Annotated in this window: 13 protein-coding genes; 4 read left to right on the top strand and 9 right to left on the bottom strand. The window is 39.5% G+C overall.

The window, feature by feature from the left end:
• The first annotated feature begins 35 nt into the window (after positions 1-35).
• Both ACEXOE_RS15755 and ACEXOE_RS15750 read left to right on the top strand, forming a co-directional pair.
• Entirely contained in the window at positions 36-4,595 is a 4,560-nt protein-coding gene (locus ACEXOE_RS15755; protein WP_394749797.1) for a T9SS type A sorting domain-containing protein, read from the top strand.
• A 186-nt stretch (positions 4,596-4,781) separates the two neighbouring features.
• Complete coding sequence (locus ACEXOE_RS15750; protein WP_394749796.1) at positions 4,782-5,144, top strand: DUF1304 domain-containing protein; 363 nt, start codon at positions 4,782-4,784, stop codon at positions 5,142-5,144.
• 82 nt (positions 5,145-5,226) lie between these two features.
• On the opposite strand, the gene ACEXOE_RS15745 is transcribed toward ACEXOE_RS15750, so the two are convergent.
• The 9 genes from ACEXOE_RS15745 to ACEXOE_RS15705 all read right to left on the bottom strand — a co-directional run bounded on the left by ACEXOE_RS15745 (position 5,227) and on the right by ACEXOE_RS15705 (position 19,065).
• On the bottom strand, positions 5,227-7,743 hold the full coding sequence (locus ACEXOE_RS15745; RefSeq protein ID WP_394749795.1) for a M14 metallopeptidase family protein: 2,517 nt from the start codon (positions 7,741-7,743) through the stop codon (positions 5,227-5,229).
• Between the two features lie 113 nt (positions 7,744-7,856).
• Positions 7,857-9,062 carry a sensor histidine kinase gene (locus ACEXOE_RS15740; protein ID WP_394749794.1) on the bottom strand — a complete coding sequence of 402 codons (1,206 nt, stop codon included), beginning with the start codon at positions 9,060-9,062 and terminating at the stop codon, positions 7,857-7,859.
• Positions 9,063-9,245: 183 nt separating this feature from the next.
• Positions 9,246-10,463 carry a sensor histidine kinase gene (locus ACEXOE_RS15735; RefSeq protein ID WP_394749793.1) on the bottom strand — a complete coding sequence of 406 codons (1,218 nt, stop codon included), beginning with the start codon at positions 10,461-10,463 and terminating at the stop codon, positions 9,246-9,248.
• A gap of 231 nt (positions 10,464-10,694) precedes the next feature.
• A complete protein-coding gene (gene secA / locus ACEXOE_RS15730) occupies positions 10,695-14,057 on the bottom strand; it encodes a preprotein translocase subunit SecA (RefSeq protein ID WP_394749792.1) in 3,363 nt (1,120 codons plus the stop codon).
• Positions 14,058-14,282: 225 nt separating this feature from the next.
• Positions 14,283-14,507 (bottom strand): DUF2795 domain-containing protein, encoded by a 225-nt coding sequence (locus ACEXOE_RS15725; protein WP_311386218.1) that lies wholly within the window; start codon positions 14,505-14,507, stop codon positions 14,283-14,285.
• A gap of 131 nt (positions 14,508-14,638) precedes the next feature.
• Positions 14,639-15,217, bottom strand: coding sequence for a cob(I)yrinic acid a,c-diamide adenosyltransferase (locus ACEXOE_RS15720; protein WP_394749791.1), 579 nt, complete (start codon positions 15,215-15,217; stop codon positions 14,639-14,641).
• 201 nt (positions 15,218-15,418) lie between these two features.
• Positions 15,419-15,916, bottom strand: coding sequence for a hypothetical protein (locus ACEXOE_RS15715; RefSeq protein WP_394749790.1), 498 nt, complete (start codon positions 15,914-15,916; stop codon positions 15,419-15,421).
• Positions 15,917-15,964: 48 nt separating this feature from the next.
• Positions 15,965-17,845: an ABC-F family ATP-binding cassette domain-containing protein gene (locus tag ACEXOE_RS15710; protein ID WP_394749789.1), complete on the bottom strand. Its 1,881-nt coding sequence runs from the start codon at positions 17,843-17,845 to the stop codon at positions 15,965-15,967.
• 44 nt (positions 17,846-17,889) lie between these two features.
• Positions 17,890-19,065 (bottom strand): lipoprotein N-acyltransferase Lnb domain-containing protein, encoded by a 1,176-nt coding sequence (locus ACEXOE_RS15705; RefSeq protein ID WP_394749788.1) that lies wholly within the window; start codon positions 19,063-19,065, stop codon positions 17,890-17,892.
• A gap of 166 nt (positions 19,066-19,231) precedes the next feature.
• On the opposite strand from ACEXOE_RS15705, the gene ACEXOE_RS15700 reads away from it, so the two are divergent.
• Entirely contained in the window at positions 19,232-19,969 is a 738-nt protein-coding gene (locus ACEXOE_RS15700) for a CDP-alcohol phosphatidyltransferase family protein (protein ID WP_394749787.1), read from the top strand.
• A complete protein-coding gene (locus tag ACEXOE_RS15695) occupies positions 19,966-21,363 on the top strand; it encodes a short-chain fatty acid transporter (RefSeq protein ID WP_394749786.1) in 1,398 nt (465 codons plus the stop codon). The genes ACEXOE_RS15700 and ACEXOE_RS15695 overlap by 4 nt, the downstream gene beginning before the upstream one ends.
• Positions 21,364-21,414 lie beyond the last annotated feature (51 nt).

The following is a 21,414-nucleotide window of genomic DNA, read 5'->3' as shown; positions in this document are numbered from 1 at the left end:
ACATTCCGCCCTTAATTAATCTAAAAAAAGAACCTATGAAAAAAAATTACCACGTAAGTGATGGGAATGCTATGCGAAATTCTTTCGTAAATCCCATTCACTTATTCCTAGTTTTTACTGTTTTCCTTTTTGGAAGTATGCAAGGGCTGCAGGCGCAGCAAATGGAGGTATTTCCTGGTGAAGTAATTTCGTGTCCTGTCAAGCATGAGGAGATGAACTCTAGACTAGGGATGGAGCAACTTGCTGCCAGAAGTAAACAATTGAACTTAACGGGAAGAGGAAATCCTACTGCTGAAATCCTTGTAGAATTTGGTCCTGGTGCACAGGCAAACCCTGAGGCCATGGCCGCCTTCCAGTTTGCTATAGACATTTGGGCACAAGAAATAGTCTCTTCAGTACCTATTCGAATTTCAGCTGAATTTGGAGGATTGGCTCCCGGAGTTTTAGCCCAAGCTGGAGCTCTAAATGATGTTGCTAACTTTCCAGGGGCTCCCGAGCCAGATGTATTGTATCCAATTGCCTTGGCAAATTCCTTGGCTGGAACGGATTTGATACCCAATAGAAATGACTTGCAAGTAACTTTGGGAACAGGAATTAATTTTTATTTCGGTTTGGATGGAAATACTCCTGCAGGTCAAACTGATTTTGTTTCTGTAGCGTTGCATGAAATCGGACATGGACTTGGATTTAGTGCTATAAGAGGATTTGACACAAATACAGGAAGTGGAACGATACGAAGAGGAGGAGATCTTTCCATTTTTGGTGTATTTCTTGTAGATGGAGAAGGGAACCGACTTTCCGATTTACCAGACCCTTCAGTAGCCTTAGGAGATGCTATCACAAGTAATGATGTTTTTGTGGATGGTAACTTTGCCGTTGCGGCCTTAAATGGAGTAAATCCAAGAATTTTTGCGCCAACTACTTTTGCTGGCGGCTCTAGTTTAGCCCACTGGGACGAAGCTACTTTTCCTGCAGGTGATGTAAATTCATTAATGACACCAGCGATAGGGCAATCAGAATCCAACTTTAATATTGGAGATATTACGAGAGGTCATTTTAGGGATATGGGATGGCAATTATCTTCTGGATCTACAATCTCCGCTACTCCTAGGAATTTTAGAGATGAATTGTTTGTGGGTGATACTAGAACTCAGGAATTCTCTATTAGAAACCTTTCAGAAAATGAAATAATACTCGCTGTTACTCCGAGCGAAGGTTCCTTATTAATCGCTTCCATAGCCCCAGAGGAATTAACGATTGCTTCTGGAGAAAGTGGTTCGATCACCGTAGATATTGATTCCGCTGATGTTCCTGGCGGCGTATATGAAGAAAGCGTGGTATTAACCGTTGTAGGTACGGACATTGTTTCTGAAATTCCAATCATTATTCGTGTATTGGACGGTACCGAGGTTCCAATTATCAGCGTGGACCCTACGGAATATGACGAAACGCTAGATCAATTTCAGGTGGTGACCAGAGATTTGAATATTACCAACACTGGAGATGGAGATCTTAATTTTAGTATTACCGTTGATGGTGCACAGGCAACTACTTTTGAATCAAGAGTGGCAGGTACTTTGGCCGCTATTCGTGGAAATGGTCTGAAGACCATGAACTTTGCAAGTTTAGTGGAAGAAGAAAATGATTTTTCCGCATTGACTACAACATTACCGGTTCCAGCCTTAAATACTATGGTTACAAGTTTGTTTGCGACCGATTTTGAGGATTTTACGCCGGGAGATATTAATGGACAAATGGGATGGGTCGCGCAGTTGGCCAATAACTGGGTGATTTCAGATGCAAACCCTGCAGAAGGTGCTTTGAATCTTAGAAGCGTTTCCAATGGTCTTGGTACTGGAGGAGGCCTGCCGTTGGCATTTTCGCCGGTAATTGCAGCTGGTGCTGAACCGTTTTCGGTGGTTTCTATGCGAATGAGTATTGAAGGAACTGGTACTACTTGGGATGTGATTCCTAACTCTCCAACAGCGGGAACAATAGTGACACGGGTTCGATTCAACCCAGATCGTTCTGTGGTTATTCAACAAGGAGGAAATCTAATTGCCACTGGAGTAACAGCTCCAGAAGGATTTTTTAACTTACGTCTTGCCGTAGATAGAGATGATGCTACCTTGACTATTTTTATAGATGATACACAAATATTCGCGGGTACTGCATTTACACCTATCATTGAGCAAGTGGTTTTCTTATCTTTAATGGAAACAGAAGGCTCAATTTTAGATGTAGATAACCTGGAGATTATAGATGGAGATGAAAATGCTCCTTTTGTATCGGTCTTGCCTGCAGAAGGAACGGTAGCTTTTGGAGGAAACACTACTCGGGTTGGCGTTCGTTTTGATACAAGATCCTTGGAAGCTGGAGAATACACGGCAACTATTAATGTAAATAGTGATGATCCGGAAACACCTACCATAGAGATTCCAGTAAGTTTAACGGTTACTGTACCTCCAACAATTGCTATAGATCCAGCAAGTTTGGAAGTAAGCATCAATACGGCTTCCGATGATGAACTAACGAGAACAGAAACTATAAGTATTAGTAATAGCGGTGCCAGTGCATTGGATTTCAATGCCGATGTATTTGCTTTGGTAGATGAGATCAGTTATGACTCAGGTATTTCAGCTACCAACAATTTCGTCGGTGTAGCTGGAGCTCCTATAATTATTGCGACTCGATTTGAAACGAGTAGTGATTTTACTTTAAATACTATTCAAAATTCTTATAATACAGGGCCTTTGCAGCAGGTAAATATAACTTTAGCTATTATAAGAGGTGGAGCAACGCCGAATGACGGAGAACTTTTAGCAGTACAATCCATTACGGATTTAAACCCTGATGGGGAATTAAGAAGAGAAGTCTTGGATACACCGTTGACCTTTGGCGCTGGTGAGTTTTTCTGGGTATTGCATGTTTATCCAAATACAGGTTCACCTAATCAACAAGGACATGATCCCAATGTGCCTACGCCAGCTAGAGCAAATACCTATTTCTTTAGTTTGGATGGCGGTGCAAACTACATCAATACAACAGGATTCACATTCTTAACCAGAGCTTTGAGTGACGATTTTATTACCTTAAGTCCAACTACAGCTAGTGTAGATCCAGGACAAACGGTAGAACTTCAAGCTACTTTTGATGCTACTTTATTACCAAATGGAGTTTATAACAGAGATATTACCATCACAAGTAATGACCCTGTAAACCCAACCACTATCGTAGCAACTACTTTTGAGGTTACAGGTCAGGTGGGTGTACGTAGCTTTAGTTTGATCAATGCCGATACGGATGAAGTTTTAGGTACGTTGAACGAGGGAGATGTTATTGATTATAACCTATTGGGAACTTCCAATATCAATATTGTAGCCAATGCCGATAATATTGGCGAAGGTAGTGTGGTATTCTCTTTAAATGGGGAAGCAAACTTCCAAACGGAAAACTTTGCTCCATATGCATTGGGAGGAGATATCACTGGAGATTTCAACGCTATTGAATTGCCTTTGGGGCAGAATCAGGTTATTGCAACTTCCTTTACCGGACCTAGAGGAACTGGTGAGCAAGGAGCTTCTGTTGGAGTTACGTTTGAGGTCATCGATACAGGACTTCCTCAGATTGCAGATTTCTTCTTGATCGATACCAATACCAATACGGTAATAGGCACTATTGCCGATGGAGGAACGATTGATCCTGCTGTCGTAGATATAGATAACTTGAGTATTACCGCGAACATTGGAACCAATGAAGCTGGTAGTGTGGTATTTGATTTTAACGGTGAAGCAGGTTTCCGTACGGAGAATGTAGCACCTTACTCTTTAGGTGGTGATTTTGAAGGTGTTTTTACTGCAGTAGACTTTGTAGAAGGAATAAATACGGTAACGGCTACTCCTTTTAATAATGAAGGCGGTGAAGGAAGAAATGGAGCTCCGGTAACGATTAACTTTGAGGTACTTGCACCTGCCGTTGATTTCTTATTGGTAGATGCGGATGCCAATACGGTTCTTGGAGCAATTCCTGCCAACTTTACTTTAGACTTAGCGAGTTTCCCCATTGGATTGAGTATTGAAGCACGTGTTTCTGGAACTCCTGTGGGAAGTGTAGTCTTTGATTTCAATGGTGCTTCTAGGTTTAATATAGAGAATTTTGCACCATATGCTTTGGATGGAGATATCGAAGGAGATTTCTTTCCGGTGAACTTCCCATTGGGAACAAATACGGTTACAGCCATTCTTTACAGTGAAGAGCGTGGACGTGGAGAGCGTATCGCAGACTTTACAATAAGTTTTGAAGTGGTAGATACTAGTGTGGGTGAAGAAACAGAGGAAACCAATGCAGCGGTATTGTACCCTAATCCTGTTGTAGAAACGGCGACGGTAACTTTAGAAGGGGAGAAGAAACAAACCTTGAAAGGAATCGTTTTCAACCTTGCTGGACAAGTCGTATATCCTGAGTTCGATTTTGATATGAATGCACAGGGAAGTGGTACCTTGGATATGGCAAATGTGCCAAGAGGTATCTACTTCTTGAGACTTAGCGATGCCAGTGGAAAATTGGTGTCACAAACCAAGATTATCAAAAACTAGGAAAAGAAAATTTCTTAATAGAATTGGAAAAGCAGCAAGTTTACTTGCTGCTTTTTTATGCTTAATTTTTAAATGATGGAGAAAGTCAAATCACTGGATTTCCTCAATAGGATGTCTTTTACAACGCAAAACTGTATCTTGTAGGGTAAAAGAACAAGGAAGAACCCTACCTAAAAAAACGAGAACATGAGTATAGCAGCAAAAATATGCATTGCTTTTATTGCCCTATTACACCTTTATATTATGTGGTTTGAGATGTATGCCTGGGAAAGACGAGGCCCTAAGATATTTCGTAATTTTCCAAAAGAGTTATTCCCAAAGACAAAGACCTTAGCAGGCAATCAAGGATTGTATAATGGTTTCTTGGCTGCGGGCCTAATTTGGTCCTTAGTGATAAGTGACACGAACTGGAGCAAAAATGTTGCTTTGTTTTTTCTAGCTTGTGTTGGTGTCGCCGGTATATATGGTTTTTTGACGGCTTCAAAAAAGATTTTGTTCGTGCAGGCCATTCCTGCGCTTGTTACAATAGCCCTTATCCTGTTGAGTTAAAGAACAAGGCCTAGAACTAGCGTATAATCACCATATGTTGTCCCTCCGATTTGAATCCCCGTAAAGAATGATGGTATTGTCTTTATTCTGGGATTTGAATTTTATCTCCTAAAAAGAGGGCATTTAAAAACAACTTATTTGTGCCGTACCAAGACCCTCTGAAATTTGGATTATCCGCAAATAAAATTGCCTTTCCGCGACCTATGGGGCTCACAATTAAGGAGGCAGATGGTTTCAAAAATTCGTTGAGGTTCTTTTTTGTTATAAACCCGTCAATGTGCGGATCCTTGTCATATTTGCCTACAGTGGCATAGGCGTTCTTGCTTGGCGCCAACCATATGGTATTGTTTTTATATACTGGGATAGCGGTATCCCTATATCCAAAAGCTAGGGGATGGGTAAGGTCTAAATCTACTTTTAGAATGACGCCCCCAAGGCTTTCCTTTCCAATATTTTCACCCGCATCTACATAAGGTTTTCGAACTACGGTTTTACCGGAATCTTTCTTGGCTTCGGTGAGTTTTTCTTGCACTAATTTCCTATCGATAGCCCATTTGGAAGCTGAACCTATGGTAATGAGTGTATTGCCTTTAGCGGTCCAGCCCTTGATTTTCTCTAATTGCGCTTTACTTAGATTATAACGTCCGGAAACGAGAACAAGAGTATTGTACCCCTCTAAATTGGCCCTGCCGAAATTGCGCATGGGGATTTTTGTTACCGGCATGTTCATTCGAGTATCCAATAAATGCCAAATTTCTCCAGCTTCGTAGGAACGCACTCCGTCTCCGATCAACATTGCCACTTTAGGGGTACTAAGGGGTTGTACGGACCTACTTCCTAAATCGATTCCTTTAATGTTATATCCAGTGCTCACAGAATAGGCCGGAACTTGATAGGTTTCGCTAGCTTTTTGAACTAGATCGAAGATTTCTTTTGAGGTTTTCTTTTGAAGGGATACCGGTATGACTAAAGTACCGTAATTAAACGATTTTGTTCCTGTGTTCACCTTGGTCGTGAAGGGTTTAAAGGCAGAAGAAACTACCAGACCTTTGGATTGAAGCTCATACAACAGAGCAGGGGCATTGTAATCGTCCCAATCGATGAGGTAGGCATAATCGGATAAAGTCAATTTCCTATCTTCGTTGAGTTCGGTTGTACTAATAACCTTCTTGCCTAGGGAAAGATTATTCACCGCTTTATACTTCATATTATAGAAATTGGCCACAGACCAGGCAGAAGCATCATAATACACACTATCTCTGTATTTTTCATAGGTCTCAAACATGGTTTGCACCATGCGATATTGAGGCTGTTTTGTGGGTACCGTATACGAGTTTTGACCAGATGTATAGACATCAATTTTATGCAGTAACAATTTGTCAATAAATGCTTTGGTTCTGTTTTTATCGTAATCTTCCCGAAATCTATAGCCTTTAATTTTACTTTTTGATGCCAAAGTCAAAGCCTTTTTAAAAAACTCTTGTTGATACCTTCTTAGGTATGCTTTATTCTCTACAGCGGCTTTTACGGTAGTAATACTGGAGGTATACTGATTGCGAATTGTAAAGGGAAAAGTAATTTCTCCAAAAGCGGTAGTTTGTTTGTGTCCCCTGGAACTGGCTTGTTCAAACAAGAGTCCTAATCCGCCCTGAAGGTCTGGATAAGACGAACCATAGCCCGGATAGGTACCGTCAAAGACCTCTTTGGTAAAATAAAAAGAGCCAAGACTATCCAAGGCTTGTGCAAAATACGCGCCAAAAAGATTATTGAGGTCTTCGGCATTCTCTTTGGGCATGATGGGGTTTAAGGAACCGTTTATTTTTGCGGGTTCAAAGAAATAGGTGCTATTGGTACCCATTTCGTGAAAATCCGTGACTACATTGGGATACCATTGATGATACCAAGTTAGTTTTCCACGACTCTCCGGATGAATGCCTAATAACCAATCTCTATTTAGGTCAAACCAATAATGATTGGTTCTTCCCCCTGGCCAATATTCATTGTGTTCAGCATCTTGTGGATCGGAAACCAAAGGGTTGCCCTGATAACTGTTGGCCCATTGCGTATGTCTATCTCTTCCATCTGGATTGATTGTTGGGTCTATGAACATCACCGCATCGTTAAGATACGATAGAATTTCTGGATGTTTAGAGGCTACCATGGTATAGGCCGTCAATAAGGCCGCCTCGGAACTTGAAGGTTCGTTACCATGAACATTATAGGCTAAATTGATAAAAATGGGAACATCATCATAATTGGATACGGATTTGGAGGGGTCCGTAAACGCCAAATGTTGTTCCTTAAGCGTTTCGATATTGGAAAGATTCTTAGGACTGCTTACCGTAAGCATCACAAGTTTCCGTCCTTCATGGGTACTCCCATATTGATGTATTGTAGCGCGATCCGACAGCTCTGCAAGCTTTTCCAAATACGAAACAATACGGTCATGTCGCGTATGGTGTTCTCCAATACCATATCCTAAAAAGGTCTCGGGAGAGGGGATGTCGGCTTCAAAAGGCTGAAACTTTTTTAAAAAATAATCTTGGGAATAAAGGGTGGAACCTAGACATAGAAATAACAGGAGTAATCTTTTGGACATGGTATGAAGTTCTTAGAAATTGTCATCTAAATATAACAATAAATTAGGGAAGGAAATGTTGAAAATGTATGCGGAAAAAGAATGCATGGAGCTTTCCTTTGTTTGCATAAAATTCAGTGGGCCATTTGCCCAATTTCCTGAAATCGAACGGTATAATTTGTTCCCTTCAAAGAAGCATCTTTACTGATAGAACCTTTTAACTGGCGTGTAAGATTATGGATTAACTTGAGCCCAAGCGTCTTGGTATTTTTAAAGTCGACTTTATCTGAAAAGCCAATACCATTATCCCCTATATTTAAGACATAATGCTTGGGTTCTTCCTGTTTTAACTCAATATGGATTTCTCCGGCATTATCTGCCAAGATCCCGTATTTCAATGAATTGGTTATGGCTTCATTGATTAATAACCCTAGCGGAATGGCTGTATCAATGCCCAGTGCAATATTATTGATGTCAATATTGAAGGTGATATTATTTTCAGAACCTTTTAAGGAACGCGCCAAATAGGCCGTTAATTCCTCCACATAAGATTTGTATTCAATTTTAGATAAATCTTCGCGCATATAGAGCATCTCATGAATCATGGCCATGGATATCACCCTATTCTGACTGCTTTTGATCAATGTCTTCACCTCTTGATCATCGATACTTCTGGATTGCAGACTCAAAAGACTGGACACGGTTTGTAAATTGTTCTTTACCCTGTGGTGTACCTCTTTTAAAAGGTTTTCTTTTTCTTTGATACGTTCTTCAATTTCACCTTTGGTCTTATACAGATTATGATGTGCGTTTAAGAGATTTTTTCCAAAAACGCCCCCCAAGAGATATACCGAAAATAGAATACTGAAAAAGGCAAATAGATCTCGGGATTGCTCTGGCACAATATTATCGGTAAAACTGAAATCGGAAACACTTTGGGAATAGATTAAAACGACAATGAGCAGATTTAAGTTTAAATAAACGGCCCCATAGACTCTCGTGGAAATATAACCGGCGAAAACAATTAAGGCCAGTACAAAAATAAAGGGACTATTGATTCCGCCACTATACAAGGTGATGGTGGTGGCCCCCGCCAATGTCATTACAGATACAATATTATAGGTAATGGTAATATTCCTATGAACGCGATAAAGGTAGTTGTTCAATAAGTTCAAAAGAGCAAAACTCAAGAAAACATAAGGAATTACTTTTTCTATCTTTAAAAGAAAAATGCAAAGAAAAAAGAAGATAATGGAGAAAAAAGAGGTGTAGTAATTTACTTTAAGTACTAAGCGTACCCGATCTTTTAATCGTTCTTTGCTTTTGACCTTTTCCTGCATTATGCTGTTTTAAATTACTTGCATTAACATGATAAAGCTTTTACGCTTTTGCGATTAAATACCTGAAATGCAAGCAATATTTAGGATAAATCTAAATATGTTTTATGATATTATCAATATTTCTTTCCTTTTTTTTATATATCACGCAATGAACTTTAACTTACAGAAGAAACCAAGGATGCCTTATTGGCGCAACGTATTAAAGTGCTTTCCAATATCTTGAAAATTAATAATGTAACTTGTCCCTTGGTCAGAAGAATCCCTTTGAATAGAGCCTTTGAGTTGCCGGGCCAAATTATGGATTAATTTTAACCCTAGGGATTTTGATGTTTTAAGGTCAACAGTATCGGAGAATCCCACGCCGGTGTCGCGGATGCGCAATTCATAGGAACCTTCTTGTTCTTCCTTGAGACTGATGTGTATATGGCCCTCCATACCTTCCTTGAAGCCATATTTCATAGAATTGGTGATGACTTCATTGATCAACAAGCCTAAAGGTATGGCGGTATCGATACCCAATTTTACCTGCGGAATATCAATATGAAGACCAATAGTATTTTTGGAAGTATTTAAGGAACTGATCAGGTATTCTCCCAGTTCTTTAACGTAGGAACGAAATTCAATTTTGGATAGATTATCGCGCATATAGAGCATCTCATGAATCATGGCCATTGAAATAACCCTATTCTGACTGCTTTTTATCACTGTTTTTATTTGAACGTCCTCTGTATTTCGCGATTGTAAGTTGAGCAAACTGGAGACGGTCTGTAAATTATTTTTAACCCTATGGTGCACTTCGCGCAGGAGCATTTCTTTTTCGTTGATGCGTTTTTCAATTTCAGTTTTGGATTTGTATAATTTATGGTGCGCCTTTAAAAGATCTTTTCCAAAGACGCCTCCAAGCAAATAGACGGAAAAAAGAATACAGGCAAAACTGAATATCTTTTTCGAGGCTATAGGTACAGCATCGAAAATAAAGGGATAATCACCTAGGCTCAGTATAAAGATCAAGCCTAAAACAGACATGATAATGAACAGATATATTTTGCCGAACCAACTGGTAGAAACATAACCGGCCAAAACAATAAGTGCAAATACAAAAATAAAGGGGCTTTCTATTCCTCCACTATACATAGAAATGAATAAGGTGCTAAAAAATGACAAAGAAGAAGTAACCAATGCCATTACCGTGAGGTTCCGATGCTTTTTAAAAGCAAAGACATTGGCCAGATTGATGATAGGGTAGGCGAAGAAAACATGGGGCACCACCTCCTTGATATGGAGTCCAAAATAACAGGCAAGGCCCAGCAGAAAACTCAACAATGAGGAAACATAATTGAAACGTATAAGCAACTGTGTTTTATCGCTTATTCTATTCGATTTTTGAGTTGTTTCAATCATTGTTCATGTTGGGATTAGGGGAGAGGTCCGTTCTTTAGAAATGAGGAATTGACCTATTAAATGTTGAAAATACAATAAAAAGAAAGCGTTTAACGTATAAAATACAATTAAAACATGGAAAACGAAATAAAAATAATGATTCACGAGATGAAGAAATAGGCATCTGAAAACAAAAAAACAGCTATCTGTTGATAACTGTTTTTTGTTTGTTCTAAGAGCGTGTTTAAGGACCTATTCTTCGATAAGCACCCATTCTCCTTTATCGATAAGGGGCTCGGCTTGTTTGTATTTTACCACCTTGCTTTCGCCGGACATTACATTTTTAATGGTAACCCGCTCGTTTCTTCCAATTTTTGGGCGCTCACGCACAATAGTTTCCGTGACTTGAGGCCTATTTCCTTGATTTTGACCCACAGCTCTATTTTGTGCGGCCAATTCATCACTATTGGGAATTTCTTCCTTGGTAGTTTGTAATTTTTCTTTCGGTCTACGAACGGTTCTGGCCTCCTGAATAGTATTGGTGTTCTCATTGGGCAACTCTCCTTTGAAAAGAAAGGATACCACTTCTTTGTTTACCTTTTCAATCATACTTTTAAAAAGTTCAAAAGCCTCAAATTTATAGATGAGCAAAGGATCTTTTTGTTCATGAACAGCCAACTGTACAGATTGTTTTAATTCATCCATTTTTCGCAAATGGGTCTTCCAGGCGTCATCAATAATGGCCAATGATATATTTTTTTCAAAATCATTGATCAATTGGGTACCATTACTTTCATAAGCACTTTTTAAGTCGGTAACCACATTCAAAGACTTTGTTCCATCGGTAAAGGGAACAACAATTCTTTCAAAATTGTTGGCCGTATCCTCATAGACTTGTTTAATAATGGGAAATGCGGTAGATGCACTGCGCTCCATTTTACTTTGATAGTGATCGTAACCCGTTTTATACAGTTTTCCAGCGATTTCCTGAACGCCCATTCTGCCAAACTCTTCCTCGGATATGGGAGAGGTAATGGAAAAATACTTGATCAATTCAAATTCAAAGTTTTTGAAATCATTGGCTGCTTTATTGGTATCTGCAATTACTTCACAGGTATCGTAAACCATATTGGCGATATCAACTTTGAGTCGTTCCCCTTGTAAAGCATGTCTTCTTCTTTTATAAACTACTTCACGTTGGGCGTTCATGACGTCATCATATTCCAAAAGACGCTTACGGACACCAAAGTTGTTTTCCTCTACTTTTTTCTGAGCTCTTTCAATGGATTTTGTCATCATGGAGTGCTGAATGACCTCTCCTTCTTCCAAGCCCATGCGATCCATCATTTTAGCCACACGGTCCGAACCAAATAAACGCATTAGGTTATCTTCCAAGGAGACATAGAACTGAGAACTTCCTGGGTCCCCCTGACGTCCAGAACGACCTCTTAACTGTCTGTCTACCCGTCGGGAATCATGCCGCTCTGTACCTACAATGGCTAGACCACCGGCTTCTTTCACTTCGTTGGACAATTTAATATCCGTACCACGACCTGCCATATTCGTTGCTATGGTTACTACTCCGGCATTACCGGCTTCGGCAACTACATCGGCCTCTTTCTTATGTAATTTTGCATTTAAGACATTATGTGGGACTTTCCGAATGGTAAGCATTCGAGAGAGCAATTCGGATATTTCAACAGAGGTGGTACCAATAAGTACAGGTCTGCCCTGTTGTGAAAGCTTGGTGACTTCCTCAATAATGGCATTGTACTTTTCGCGTTTTGTTTTGTAGATCAAATCATTGCGATCATCTCTAGCAATAGGTCTATTGGTTGGAATCTCCATGACATCCAACTTATAGATTTCCCAGAATTCTCCAGCTTCGGTAATTGCCGTACCCGTCATACCAGACAACTTCCGATACATCCTAAAGTAATTCTGTAGGGTAACAGTGGCAAAGGTCTGGGTAAGGGCTTCTATCTTTACATTTTCTTTAGCTTCAATGGCTTGGTGTAAGCCGTCAGAATAGCGGCGACCGTCCATAATACGTCCCGTTTGCTCATCTACGATCATCACTTTATTGTCCATCACCACATATTCCACATCTTTTTCAAAGAGGGTATAGGCCTTTAATAACTGGCTCATGGTATGGATACGTTCGCTTTTAACCGTAAAATCCTTAAAAAGCGCCTCTTTCAATTCGGCCTCTTTTTCGATGTCGAGATTCTGATTTTCAATTTTTGCAATTTCTCCACCAATATCGGGCATTACAAAGAAGTCTTTGTCTTTGTCCCCGGAAATATAATCAACTCCCTTATCGGTCAATTCAATCTGATTGTTTTTTTCTTCAATGACAAACAATAATTCGGCATCCACTTTGGGCATTTCCCGATTGTTGTCCTGCATATAAAAATTTTCGGTCTTTTGCAGTAATTGCTTAACACCTTCTTCACTTAAGAACTTGATAAGAGCTTTATTCTTAGGTAAACCTCTATGTACGCGCAGCAGTAAAAAACCACCTTCTTTGGTGTCTCCTTCAGCAATGGCCTTTTTAGCTTCGGCAAGTACTCCAATAAGGTACTGACGTTGTTTCTGTACAATATCGCTTACACGGGGTTTCAGTTCATTGAATTCGTGACGATCTCCTTCAGGTACCGGCCCTGAAATGATCAAGGGAGTTCGGGCATCATCGACCAATACGGAATCTACTTCATCCACAATGGAATAGTTATGTGGGCGTTGCACCAAATCTCCAGGAACATGGGCCATATTGTCTCTTAGGTAATCAAAGCCAAATTCATTATTGGTGCCATAGGTGATATCCGCGTTATAGGCAGCTCTTCGACCATCGGAATTCGGTTGGTGATTATCGATACAATCAATGGTAAGACCATGAAATTGAAAGATTGGTGCCATCCAGGCACTATCACGTTTTGCCAGATAGTCGTTAACAGTAACCAAATGCGCTCCATTTCCGGTCAGGGCATTAAGATAGAGGGGCAAGGTAGCTACAAGCGTTTTCCCCTCTCCTGTCTGCATTTCGGCAATTTTTCCTTGATGAAGACATATCCCTCCGATCAGCTGTACATCATAGTGGATCATGTCCCAAGTGACTTGTTTACCGGCGGCGTCCCAAGAATTTTTCCAAATGGCCTGATCTCCTTCCAGGCTAACATAATCTTTTGAACCGGATAAAGAACGATCGTACTCTGAGGCAGTAACCGTAATGGTCTCATTATGGGCAAAACGACTTGCGGTTTCCTTTACCACGGCAAATGCCTCAGGAAGGATGTCATTTAAGGTTTTTTCTGAAATCGTATAAGCTTCCTCTCGGAGTTTATCGATTTCGGCATAGATATCCTCGTTTTTGTCAATGTCCGTTGAGGCATCCACTTCTTTTTGGAGGGCTTCTATCTGATCATTGACGCTTTTGCAATCTTCTTTGATTTTTGCTTTGAACGCCAAAGTTTTATTCCGAAGGGCATCGTGATCCAATGCTTTTAATTCTTGTTCAAAGGAATGTATTTTTTTTACTAAAGGTTGTAGTTCTTTGACATCTTTCTTGGCCTTGTCACCTACAAACGCTTTTAGTACTGAATTAAAAAAACTCATAATGCTATTTTATTTTATATGAAATCCGCTTTGGGATATATCGTCTTTAGAACAATGAGGTGTTCACAAGATTCATTCGTATAAACACACTAATTGGAAATGCCTATCCCAACGCAAAAGGTATTCCAGTTTCTAGTTTCTTTGAAAAAGAAACCTAAGACTGACAAAATTACATAAAAAAAAAGCCTCGAATGAGACTTTTTTGTTGTAATTGCGTTAATATTATTAATATTCATCCTCGTTCCAGAGGTAGTCTTCATCAGTAGGGTAATCGGGCCAAATTTCTTCTATAGATTCATAGATTTCTCCACCTTCTTCTTCCATAGATTGAAGGTTTTCAACAACTTCCAAAGGAGCTCCCGTTCTAATAGCATAATCGATTAACTCGTCTTTGGTGGCTGGCCACGGCGCATCACTTAAATAAGATGCTAATTCTAATGTCCAATACATTGTACTATTTTAATTTTAATTTTTTGCAAAAATAATTTTTAAACGTTAACAGCCAAATTATTTTATCATTATTTCAATTATTTTAATGATAAACCTATTAATGCTAGTCTCTTAACGTGCAAAAATGAAATTTATTCCCCTTTTTTTTCGGGAATCCATTTTATTTCATCCGCATGGAGTTGCTTGGACAATTTTCGGGATAGTACGAAGATGTAATCGGATAATCTATTGATATAGGAAAGCACATTTTCCTCTATAGGGGATTCTTCGTGCAACAAGGACGCCAACCGTTCCGCTCTTCTACAAACCGTACGGGCAATATGACAGTATGACACACTTGTATGCCCTCCAGGTAAAATAAAATGGGTCATGGGAGGTAGCGCATCATTCATCTGATCCATTTCCGTTTCCAACAGATGAATATCGGAATCTTCTATTCTAGGAATATTCAAACGTTCTTTCCCGCTCTTTAAAATGGCTTTTTCAGGATCTGTGGCCAAAATGGCACCAACGGTGAACAACTTGTTTTGAATATGAATGATGATTTCTTTTGATCTAGGGTCCAATTGTTGATCTCTGATCAAACCCATCCAGGAGTTCAATTCATCAATGGTTCCATAGCTCTCTATTCGTATATGGTGCTTGGCGACCCTTGTACCGCCAAACAAAGCGGTAGTGCCCTTATCTCCTGTTTTGGTATATATTTTCATGTATTGCTATTAAAAACGAAATGGGCCTCAGGATTTATTTTTGTCTTTTCCATAATCTTCCATGAATTTTCTGGATTTTCTTTGCTTGGATCTTCTTTTATTGCTGAAGAAGGTGGCGAAAAAAATAATGCACAGCACACCAAATATGATAAATATTGAATAATCTCCCATGGCCGTTTAAATTAATACCAAAAATAACTATTATATCCGGATCTTAAAATGTTCTTTGACCTGCTCTTTTCTAAAAAATAGCGCTCCGCAATAAAAGAAATCTATACTGACCGTAATTTTGGAATGCTCCGTTAACTGCTTCCAAAAAGTACTGTTTTCCCTATTTTTATGAATGGCATCAATGATGATCATAGTGTCATTATGCCGATTCGCCAAAGTCATATCTATAGCGTCCAAAGCTCCAGGATTTTCATAATACTGAATAATAGGGCCATCCTCCTCTTGCATACGAACGGAAGGATAGTGTTCTTGAATACATGCCCTTAGCGTGGAATGTCGAGCCGCAATTTTAACCGTATCGACCTTGAAAAAATCAATACTTTTTAGAAGAACATCCCCGCTTTTAAAGACACTTTTCTTTGGCCGATATATCCCTTGAGTAATAAAACGGTAAACAAAAGGAGAGTGCACACCATGTTGGTTTGTAGCAGTAATCAAAAATTTGAGGTATGCAATAGCGCGATACATAGTAAAATTTTGAATGAATCAATGGAACTTCGCAAGCGAACAGCTTCCCTAACCCTCCATGATTGCGGAAAGCTCAAACCAACGCTCTGTTTTTTGATCAATACGGTCTATAATCTCCTTGAGCTCGATAGAGAGTGTATTGATTTCTTCCCCTGATAAAGAGGAATCGGCAAATTTCTGTTGAAAGGCCTCTTTTTCCAATTCCAATTTTTGAATGTCCTTTTCCAATTGTTTGTATTCTTTCTGTTGAGCGTAAGATAGCTTATTGTTGTTGTCATTGTCTTTCCAATGACTCTTAGTAACTTTTGGTGTGTTTTCAGTTTCTTTGTTTGCTCTGTTTTCTGCAATATTGCTGTCTTCATAGGCGCGGAAATCGGAGTAGTTTCCAGGGAAATCTTCAATAAGGCCATCTCCACGGAATACAAATAAATGGTCCACTATTTTATCCATAAAATAGCGATCATGAGAAACCACCAAGAGGCAACCAGGAAAATCCATCAAGAAATTTTCGAGCACGTTGAGCGTCACAATATCCAGATCGTTGGTAGGTTCATCCAGAATCAGGAAATTTGGATTTTGGATTAAGACCGTACATAAATACAATCGTTTTCGCTCCCCACCACTTAATTTTTCTACATAGTCATATTGTTTCTTACGGTCAAACAGAAAACGCTCCAACAGCTGTTGGGCCGATATTTGACGCCCCTTTTTTAAAGGGATGAAATCTCCAAACTCCCGAATGACATCGATCACTTTTTGCCCTTCCTTGATTTCGATGCCTTTCTGGGTATAATACCCAAATTTAATAGTATCTCCAACTACGACCTTCCCACTATCGGCTTTGTCCCGACCCGTTAATATATTCAGGAAAGTAGACTTTCCGGAACCATTTTTACCAATGATTCCAACACGTTCCCCTTTGAGAAAATTATAATCGAACTTGTTTAGGATTTGTTTCTCCGGATAGGCTTTGGACACCTTGTGAAACTCCAGGATTTTGCTACCCAAGCGTTCCATATTTATTTCCAATTGCACTTCATGGGCAATACGTCTCTGATGCGCTTTTTCCTTGATTGCATGAAAATCATCAATTCTTGATTTGGATTTTGTGGTTCTGGCTTTGGGTTGTCTACGCATCCAATCGAGCTCTTTTTTAAAAAGAATTTTGGATTTGTGATGTTCCACAGCCTCCTGTTCCATGCGGGCCTCCTTCTTATCCAAATAATAGGAATAATTTCCTTTATAGGGATACAATTTCCCTTGATCCAGTTCAATGATTTCATTACAGACACGCTCTAAAAAATAACGGTCGTGCGTCACCATGAACAAAGTCATATTTTCTTTGGCGAAATACTGTTCCAACCATTCGATCATCTCAAGATCCAAATGGTTTGTGGGTTCATCTAGAATTAGAAGGTCAGGTTTGTTGATAAGGGCGTTGGCAAGGGCCAAACGTTTTTTTTGCCCGCCGGAAAGCAAGTTTACCTTGAGATGCAGTTTATCCAACTTCAGTTTAAATAAAATCTGTTTATACAAGGTTTCAAAATCCCAAGCATTGTGGCGTTCCATAGCTTCAAAAGCCTTTTGATATGCATCGCCATCTTCAGGATTTGCCAAAGCTTTTTCGTAATTGGCAATAACGGTTAGCACCTCGTTATCCGACGCAAAAATAGTTTCTTCTATGGTTAGGTTGGGGTTGAGGTCGGGTTCCTGAGGAAGAAAAGAACGGCGAATACCCTTTCTGTAGTTCACCTGTCCTGTATCGGGAACGTCTAAATCTGCAAGAATATTTAAAATAGAAGTCTTGCCAGTACCATTTTTTGCAATCAAGGCAATTTTTTGATCTTTATTGACCCCGAAAGAAAGTCCGGAGAAAAGAACACGTTCCCCATAGGATTTGGAAATATTTTCAGCGGTAAGAAGGTTCATGAAACGGAAGGTGTTATTGCTATTGAAAAATAATCTTGAATGCCTTACGACAATTGCCGCGCTTTTTTATGGAAAACAAAAAGAAAAGCGTAGCGAAGCCCCAAAGTTAAGCATAAGGGAATAATTAAAGGAGAAAATACCTGTAAGCCCAATACTCCGGAAACTAAAGTCAATAGGAGCAATAGCAATGACAGAATGAGATATGACGATATCCACTTAGGCATATTTTTTCGAAGCACAAAAAATGCTACGATTGTATTTAATGGAAAAGCCCATAGCATATTAAAATTACCTGCAGTGGCACCATGATCGGTAAAGAACCACAGGAAAAACAACAATAGCCCTGGAGCTCCTGAAACCAGGAATATGAAAAAATCCAGCCATCGACGTCTTGTATTCCTTTTATAATCCAAATAGGTGAAGAAACCCACGAGAAGCAGAAATAGGCAAAACCAGAAAAGTGGCGTGCTTAGAAAACTGCTTTCCTGTTGTTTCAAAGGTGCTTTTAGTAGCGTACGTTCTTTGGTGACAAATGGGGCATTGTTTTTTGTGGTATGCACCAATTGTTGAAACATATAATCGGGCAAAAAATGATGTTCCTGAACACTTGCCTTTACATCGATAACGGAACTAAGCGCAAGGTCAATGCCAAAACTACCCCAACTATTGGTCGGCAATTTTTGATGTATGAGTTCCCTGAAGGTGAAAGGAGAGGGAACAAAGTTGGTATCATAAACTATTTGCTTGCCTAGATTGTCATCTAGTACATCCCTGATCTTAGAAGAACAATTGTCGTAAAGATAGTCATAGGTATAGGTTTTGTTTTCAGGCCTGTTATTGTTTTCCAGGTATTTAAGTAAAGTATTCTTCTCGGCTAGAGTAAGTTGTAATTCTTGCTCTTTAACCCATCGTTTTTCAAATTCATACACATTCAAAAAGTTTGTGGTACGTTGTCTGCTTAAGGAAAAAATAAGTTTTCCTTTTACAAAGTCGGTATAGAAACCAGGACGATTAAAATTAAAAGTTCCATAGTTGTATACCACATCGATTCCCAATACGGGATCTTGTACCCGAAATGCGCTATGTCCAAAAGCCGTATACAGATCAGCTCCCGGCCCGCAAGTAAGCACACTAATTGTTGACTGTGGAGATAAATTAATTTCCTGGGAATACCCAAAACTGAAATAACAAAAAAGGAAACCGAGTAGTATTTTCTTCATAGGAAACTAGTATGGTTCAGCAAATATCTGAATAAAATCATTGAGTTCTTCATTTATTGATACGACTTCTTTTTTGTTTTGATGAAAATTAAAAGTAGAAGAAGCTTCCTCTTTTTGTCTTATTTTTACAGCAAGCAAGTAAATATCTTTCCAAAATATAGGGTACATGAAAAAACATATTCCAAATTTAATTACCATGCTGAATCTCTTTTCTGGTTGTGTGGCTGTGGTATTTGGTGTTTTGAATCAATTGGAAGTTGCAGCACTATTTGTTGGATTGGGTATTTTCTTTGACTTTTTTGATGGTCTGGCGGCACGATTGCTCCGTGTTCAAAGCGACTTAGGGGTACAGTTGGATTCTTTGGCAGATATGATAACCAGTGGTTTGGTTCCAGGTATTGTAATGTTTCAATTATTGATGCTTTCCGAGGGAGCATCGCTCGATGTTTTTAACAGGCCATATGCAGAAATCCCTTTGCTTCCCTTCGCCGGTTTTATCATTACCATAGCCTCGGGTTACCGCTTGGCCAAGTTTAATATTGATGAAAATCAGACGAGTTCTTTTATAGGATTGCCTACACCCGCAAATGCACTATTGATCATTTCTTTTCCACTCATTCTTCTGAATCATAACAACGTATTTTTGAATAACATTCTTCTCAATTCCTGGTTCCTGATCGGCACTACCATAGTAAGCGCCTTTTTACTGAATGCAAAAATTCCTTTGTTTGCCCTGAAGTTTAAAACCTGGGGTTTTAAGGAGAATGCGCTGCGTTATGTTTTTATAGTAGTAAGTGTCGTACTTCTGATAACCCTGAAGTTTTTGGCCATCCCGGCAATCATTGGTTTCTATGTCATAAGCTCTATTTTCAGCAATATGGCCGTAAAAAAGAACGGCATATGATGGCCAAATTGGGTGAAAAATTCACCGATGTTTTCAAAAGAAATATGCCAGATGCTTTTGTTTTTGCATTGGTATTAACCTTAATTATAGGCCTTTCCGCATTTTTATGGTTGGGATCAAGCCCTTTGGAAATTGTTACCTCCTGGTATAATGGATTCTGGAGCCTTTTGGAATTTGGGATGCAAATGGTTCTTTTGGTTATAACAGGATATAGCATAGCACTTTCTACCCCCGTGGAAAAGGGAATAGATGTTTTGGCGAAGTATATTAAGACACCAAAGCAAGTGTATTATTTTGTGGTCTTTTTTGGTTTTTTGTTGTCCATGGTCAGTTGGGGCTGGATGGTCATAGCAGCGGTTTTGGGAAGGGAGTTGGCGTTGCGCGTGCATGGCGTACATTATAATTATCTTATTGCCTGTGTCTACTTTTCCAGTATTAGCTGGGTCACGGGTTTATCCAGTTCAATTCCGTTGCTGCTGAATACCGAAAAAAATTATATGATCACCAATGGGGTGTTGCCAACCGTTATTCCCACTTCCTTGACCTTAGGTTCTACCCTGAATATTCTAATGATTGTTGTATTGGTGTTGATCGGCCCATTCTTAATGCTACTGTTAGCACCAAAAACCAAGAAAGGCGATGCGCTGAACGATATGTTGGAAGTGGATAAGGAATTGGATGCTGTAACCATAAAAGAAGAAGCAAAAAGATTAAAACTGCCTTTTAGGGCAATTTCAGATAGTTTAAACAATAGTGTCCTTTTACAATATAGTATTGCGCTCCTAGGAGGTAGTTATATAGTACATCATTTTTGGACCAAGGGGTTAGATTTGAATTTGAATATCATGATTTTTGTATTCCTAATGTTCGGTCTTTTTTTACACAAGACCCCAATGCGTTATAGTATTTCCATGAAAAGGGCCAGCAGTAATGTTTCTTCCATTCTGTTTCAATTTCCTTTTTATGCCGGTATTATGGGAATTATGCAATTCACGGGATTGGGAGCGGAATTGGGAAAATTGATCGCTTCGGTGGCAACCGTAGATTCTTATCCGTTTTTTGCCTACCTGCTCGGAGGCATAGTGAATTTTGCTATTCCGTCTGGAGGAGGGGAGTATGCGGTTGTAGGACCAAGCGTTATAGAGGCCGTAAATAATATAGGTGCCGGTTCTTCGCCTGAAACCCTGCAGGCCATGACCTCCCGGGCGTCCATGGCCATTGCCTATGGCGAAGGACTTACCAATTTGCTTCAACCTTTTTTCCTACTGTTGCTGATGCCGGTAATGGCCAAGGGTATCAAGATACAGGCCAGGGATGTAATGGGTTATTTGGTCATTCCTTTTTTATTGTATTTTATCCTCCAGATCTTAATGGTGATCTATGTACCCCTTTAGAGCCTGTTGGACTGTAATATTTTCTTAGATCATGTAGTATATTGTATATAA

It is taken from the genome of Spongiimicrobium salis, from assembly GCF_043678055.1.
Taxonomy (GTDB): Bacteria; Bacteroidota; Bacteroidia; order Flavobacteriales; family Flavobacteriaceae; genus Spongiimicrobium; species Spongiimicrobium salis.
The sequence above is the reverse complement of the archived record's forward strand: the minus strand, read 5'-3'. Positions and strand labels throughout refer to the sequence as shown.

Excerpts from the sequence above, each read along its gene's own strand:
- ACEXOE_RS15755 (WP_394749797.1), top strand. The coding sequence starts at position 36 with ATGAAAAAAAATTACCACGTAAGTGATGGGAATGCTATGCGAAATTCT.
- ACEXOE_RS15750 (WP_394749796.1), top strand. The coding sequence starts at position 4,782 with ATGAGTATAGCAGCAAAAATATGCATTGCTTTTATTGCCCTATTACAC.
- ACEXOE_RS15745 (WP_394749795.1), bottom strand. The coding sequence starts at position 7,743 with ATGTCCAAAAGATTACTCCTGTTATTTCTATGTCTAGGTTCCACCCTT.
- ACEXOE_RS15740 (WP_394749794.1), bottom strand. The coding sequence starts at position 9,062 with ATGCAGGAAAAGGTCAAAAGCAAAGAACGATTAAAAGATCGGGTACGC.
- ACEXOE_RS15735 (WP_394749793.1), bottom strand. The coding sequence starts at position 10,463 with ATGATTGAAACAACTCAAAAATCGAATAGAATAAGCGATAAAACACAG.
- secA (WP_394749792.1), bottom strand. The coding sequence starts at position 14,057 with ATGAGTTTTTTTAATTCAGTACTAAAAGCGTTTGTAGGTGACAAGGCC.
- ACEXOE_RS15725 (WP_311386218.1), bottom strand. The coding sequence starts at position 14,507 with ATGTATTGGACATTAGAATTAGCATCTTATTTAAGTGATGCGCCGTGG.
- ACEXOE_RS15720 (WP_394749791.1), bottom strand. The coding sequence starts at position 15,217 with ATGAAAATATATACCAAAACAGGAGATAAGGGCACTACCGCTTTGTTT.
- ACEXOE_RS15715 (WP_394749790.1), bottom strand. The coding sequence starts at position 15,916 with ATGTATCGCGCTATTGCATACCTCAAATTTTTGATTACTGCTACAAAC.
- ACEXOE_RS15710 (WP_394749789.1), bottom strand. The coding sequence starts at position 17,845 with ATGAACCTTCTTACCGCTGAAAATATTTCCAAATCCTATGGGGAACGT.
- ACEXOE_RS15705 (WP_394749788.1), bottom strand. The coding sequence starts at position 19,065 with ATGAAGAAAATACTACTCGGTTTCCTTTTTTGTTATTTCAGTTTTGGG.
- ACEXOE_RS15700 (WP_394749787.1), top strand. The coding sequence starts at position 19,232 with ATGAAAAAACATATTCCAAATTTAATTACCATGCTGAATCTCTTTTCT.
- ACEXOE_RS15695 (WP_394749786.1), top strand. The coding sequence starts at position 19,966 with ATGATGGCCAAATTGGGTGAAAAATTCACCGATGTTTTCAAAAGAAAT.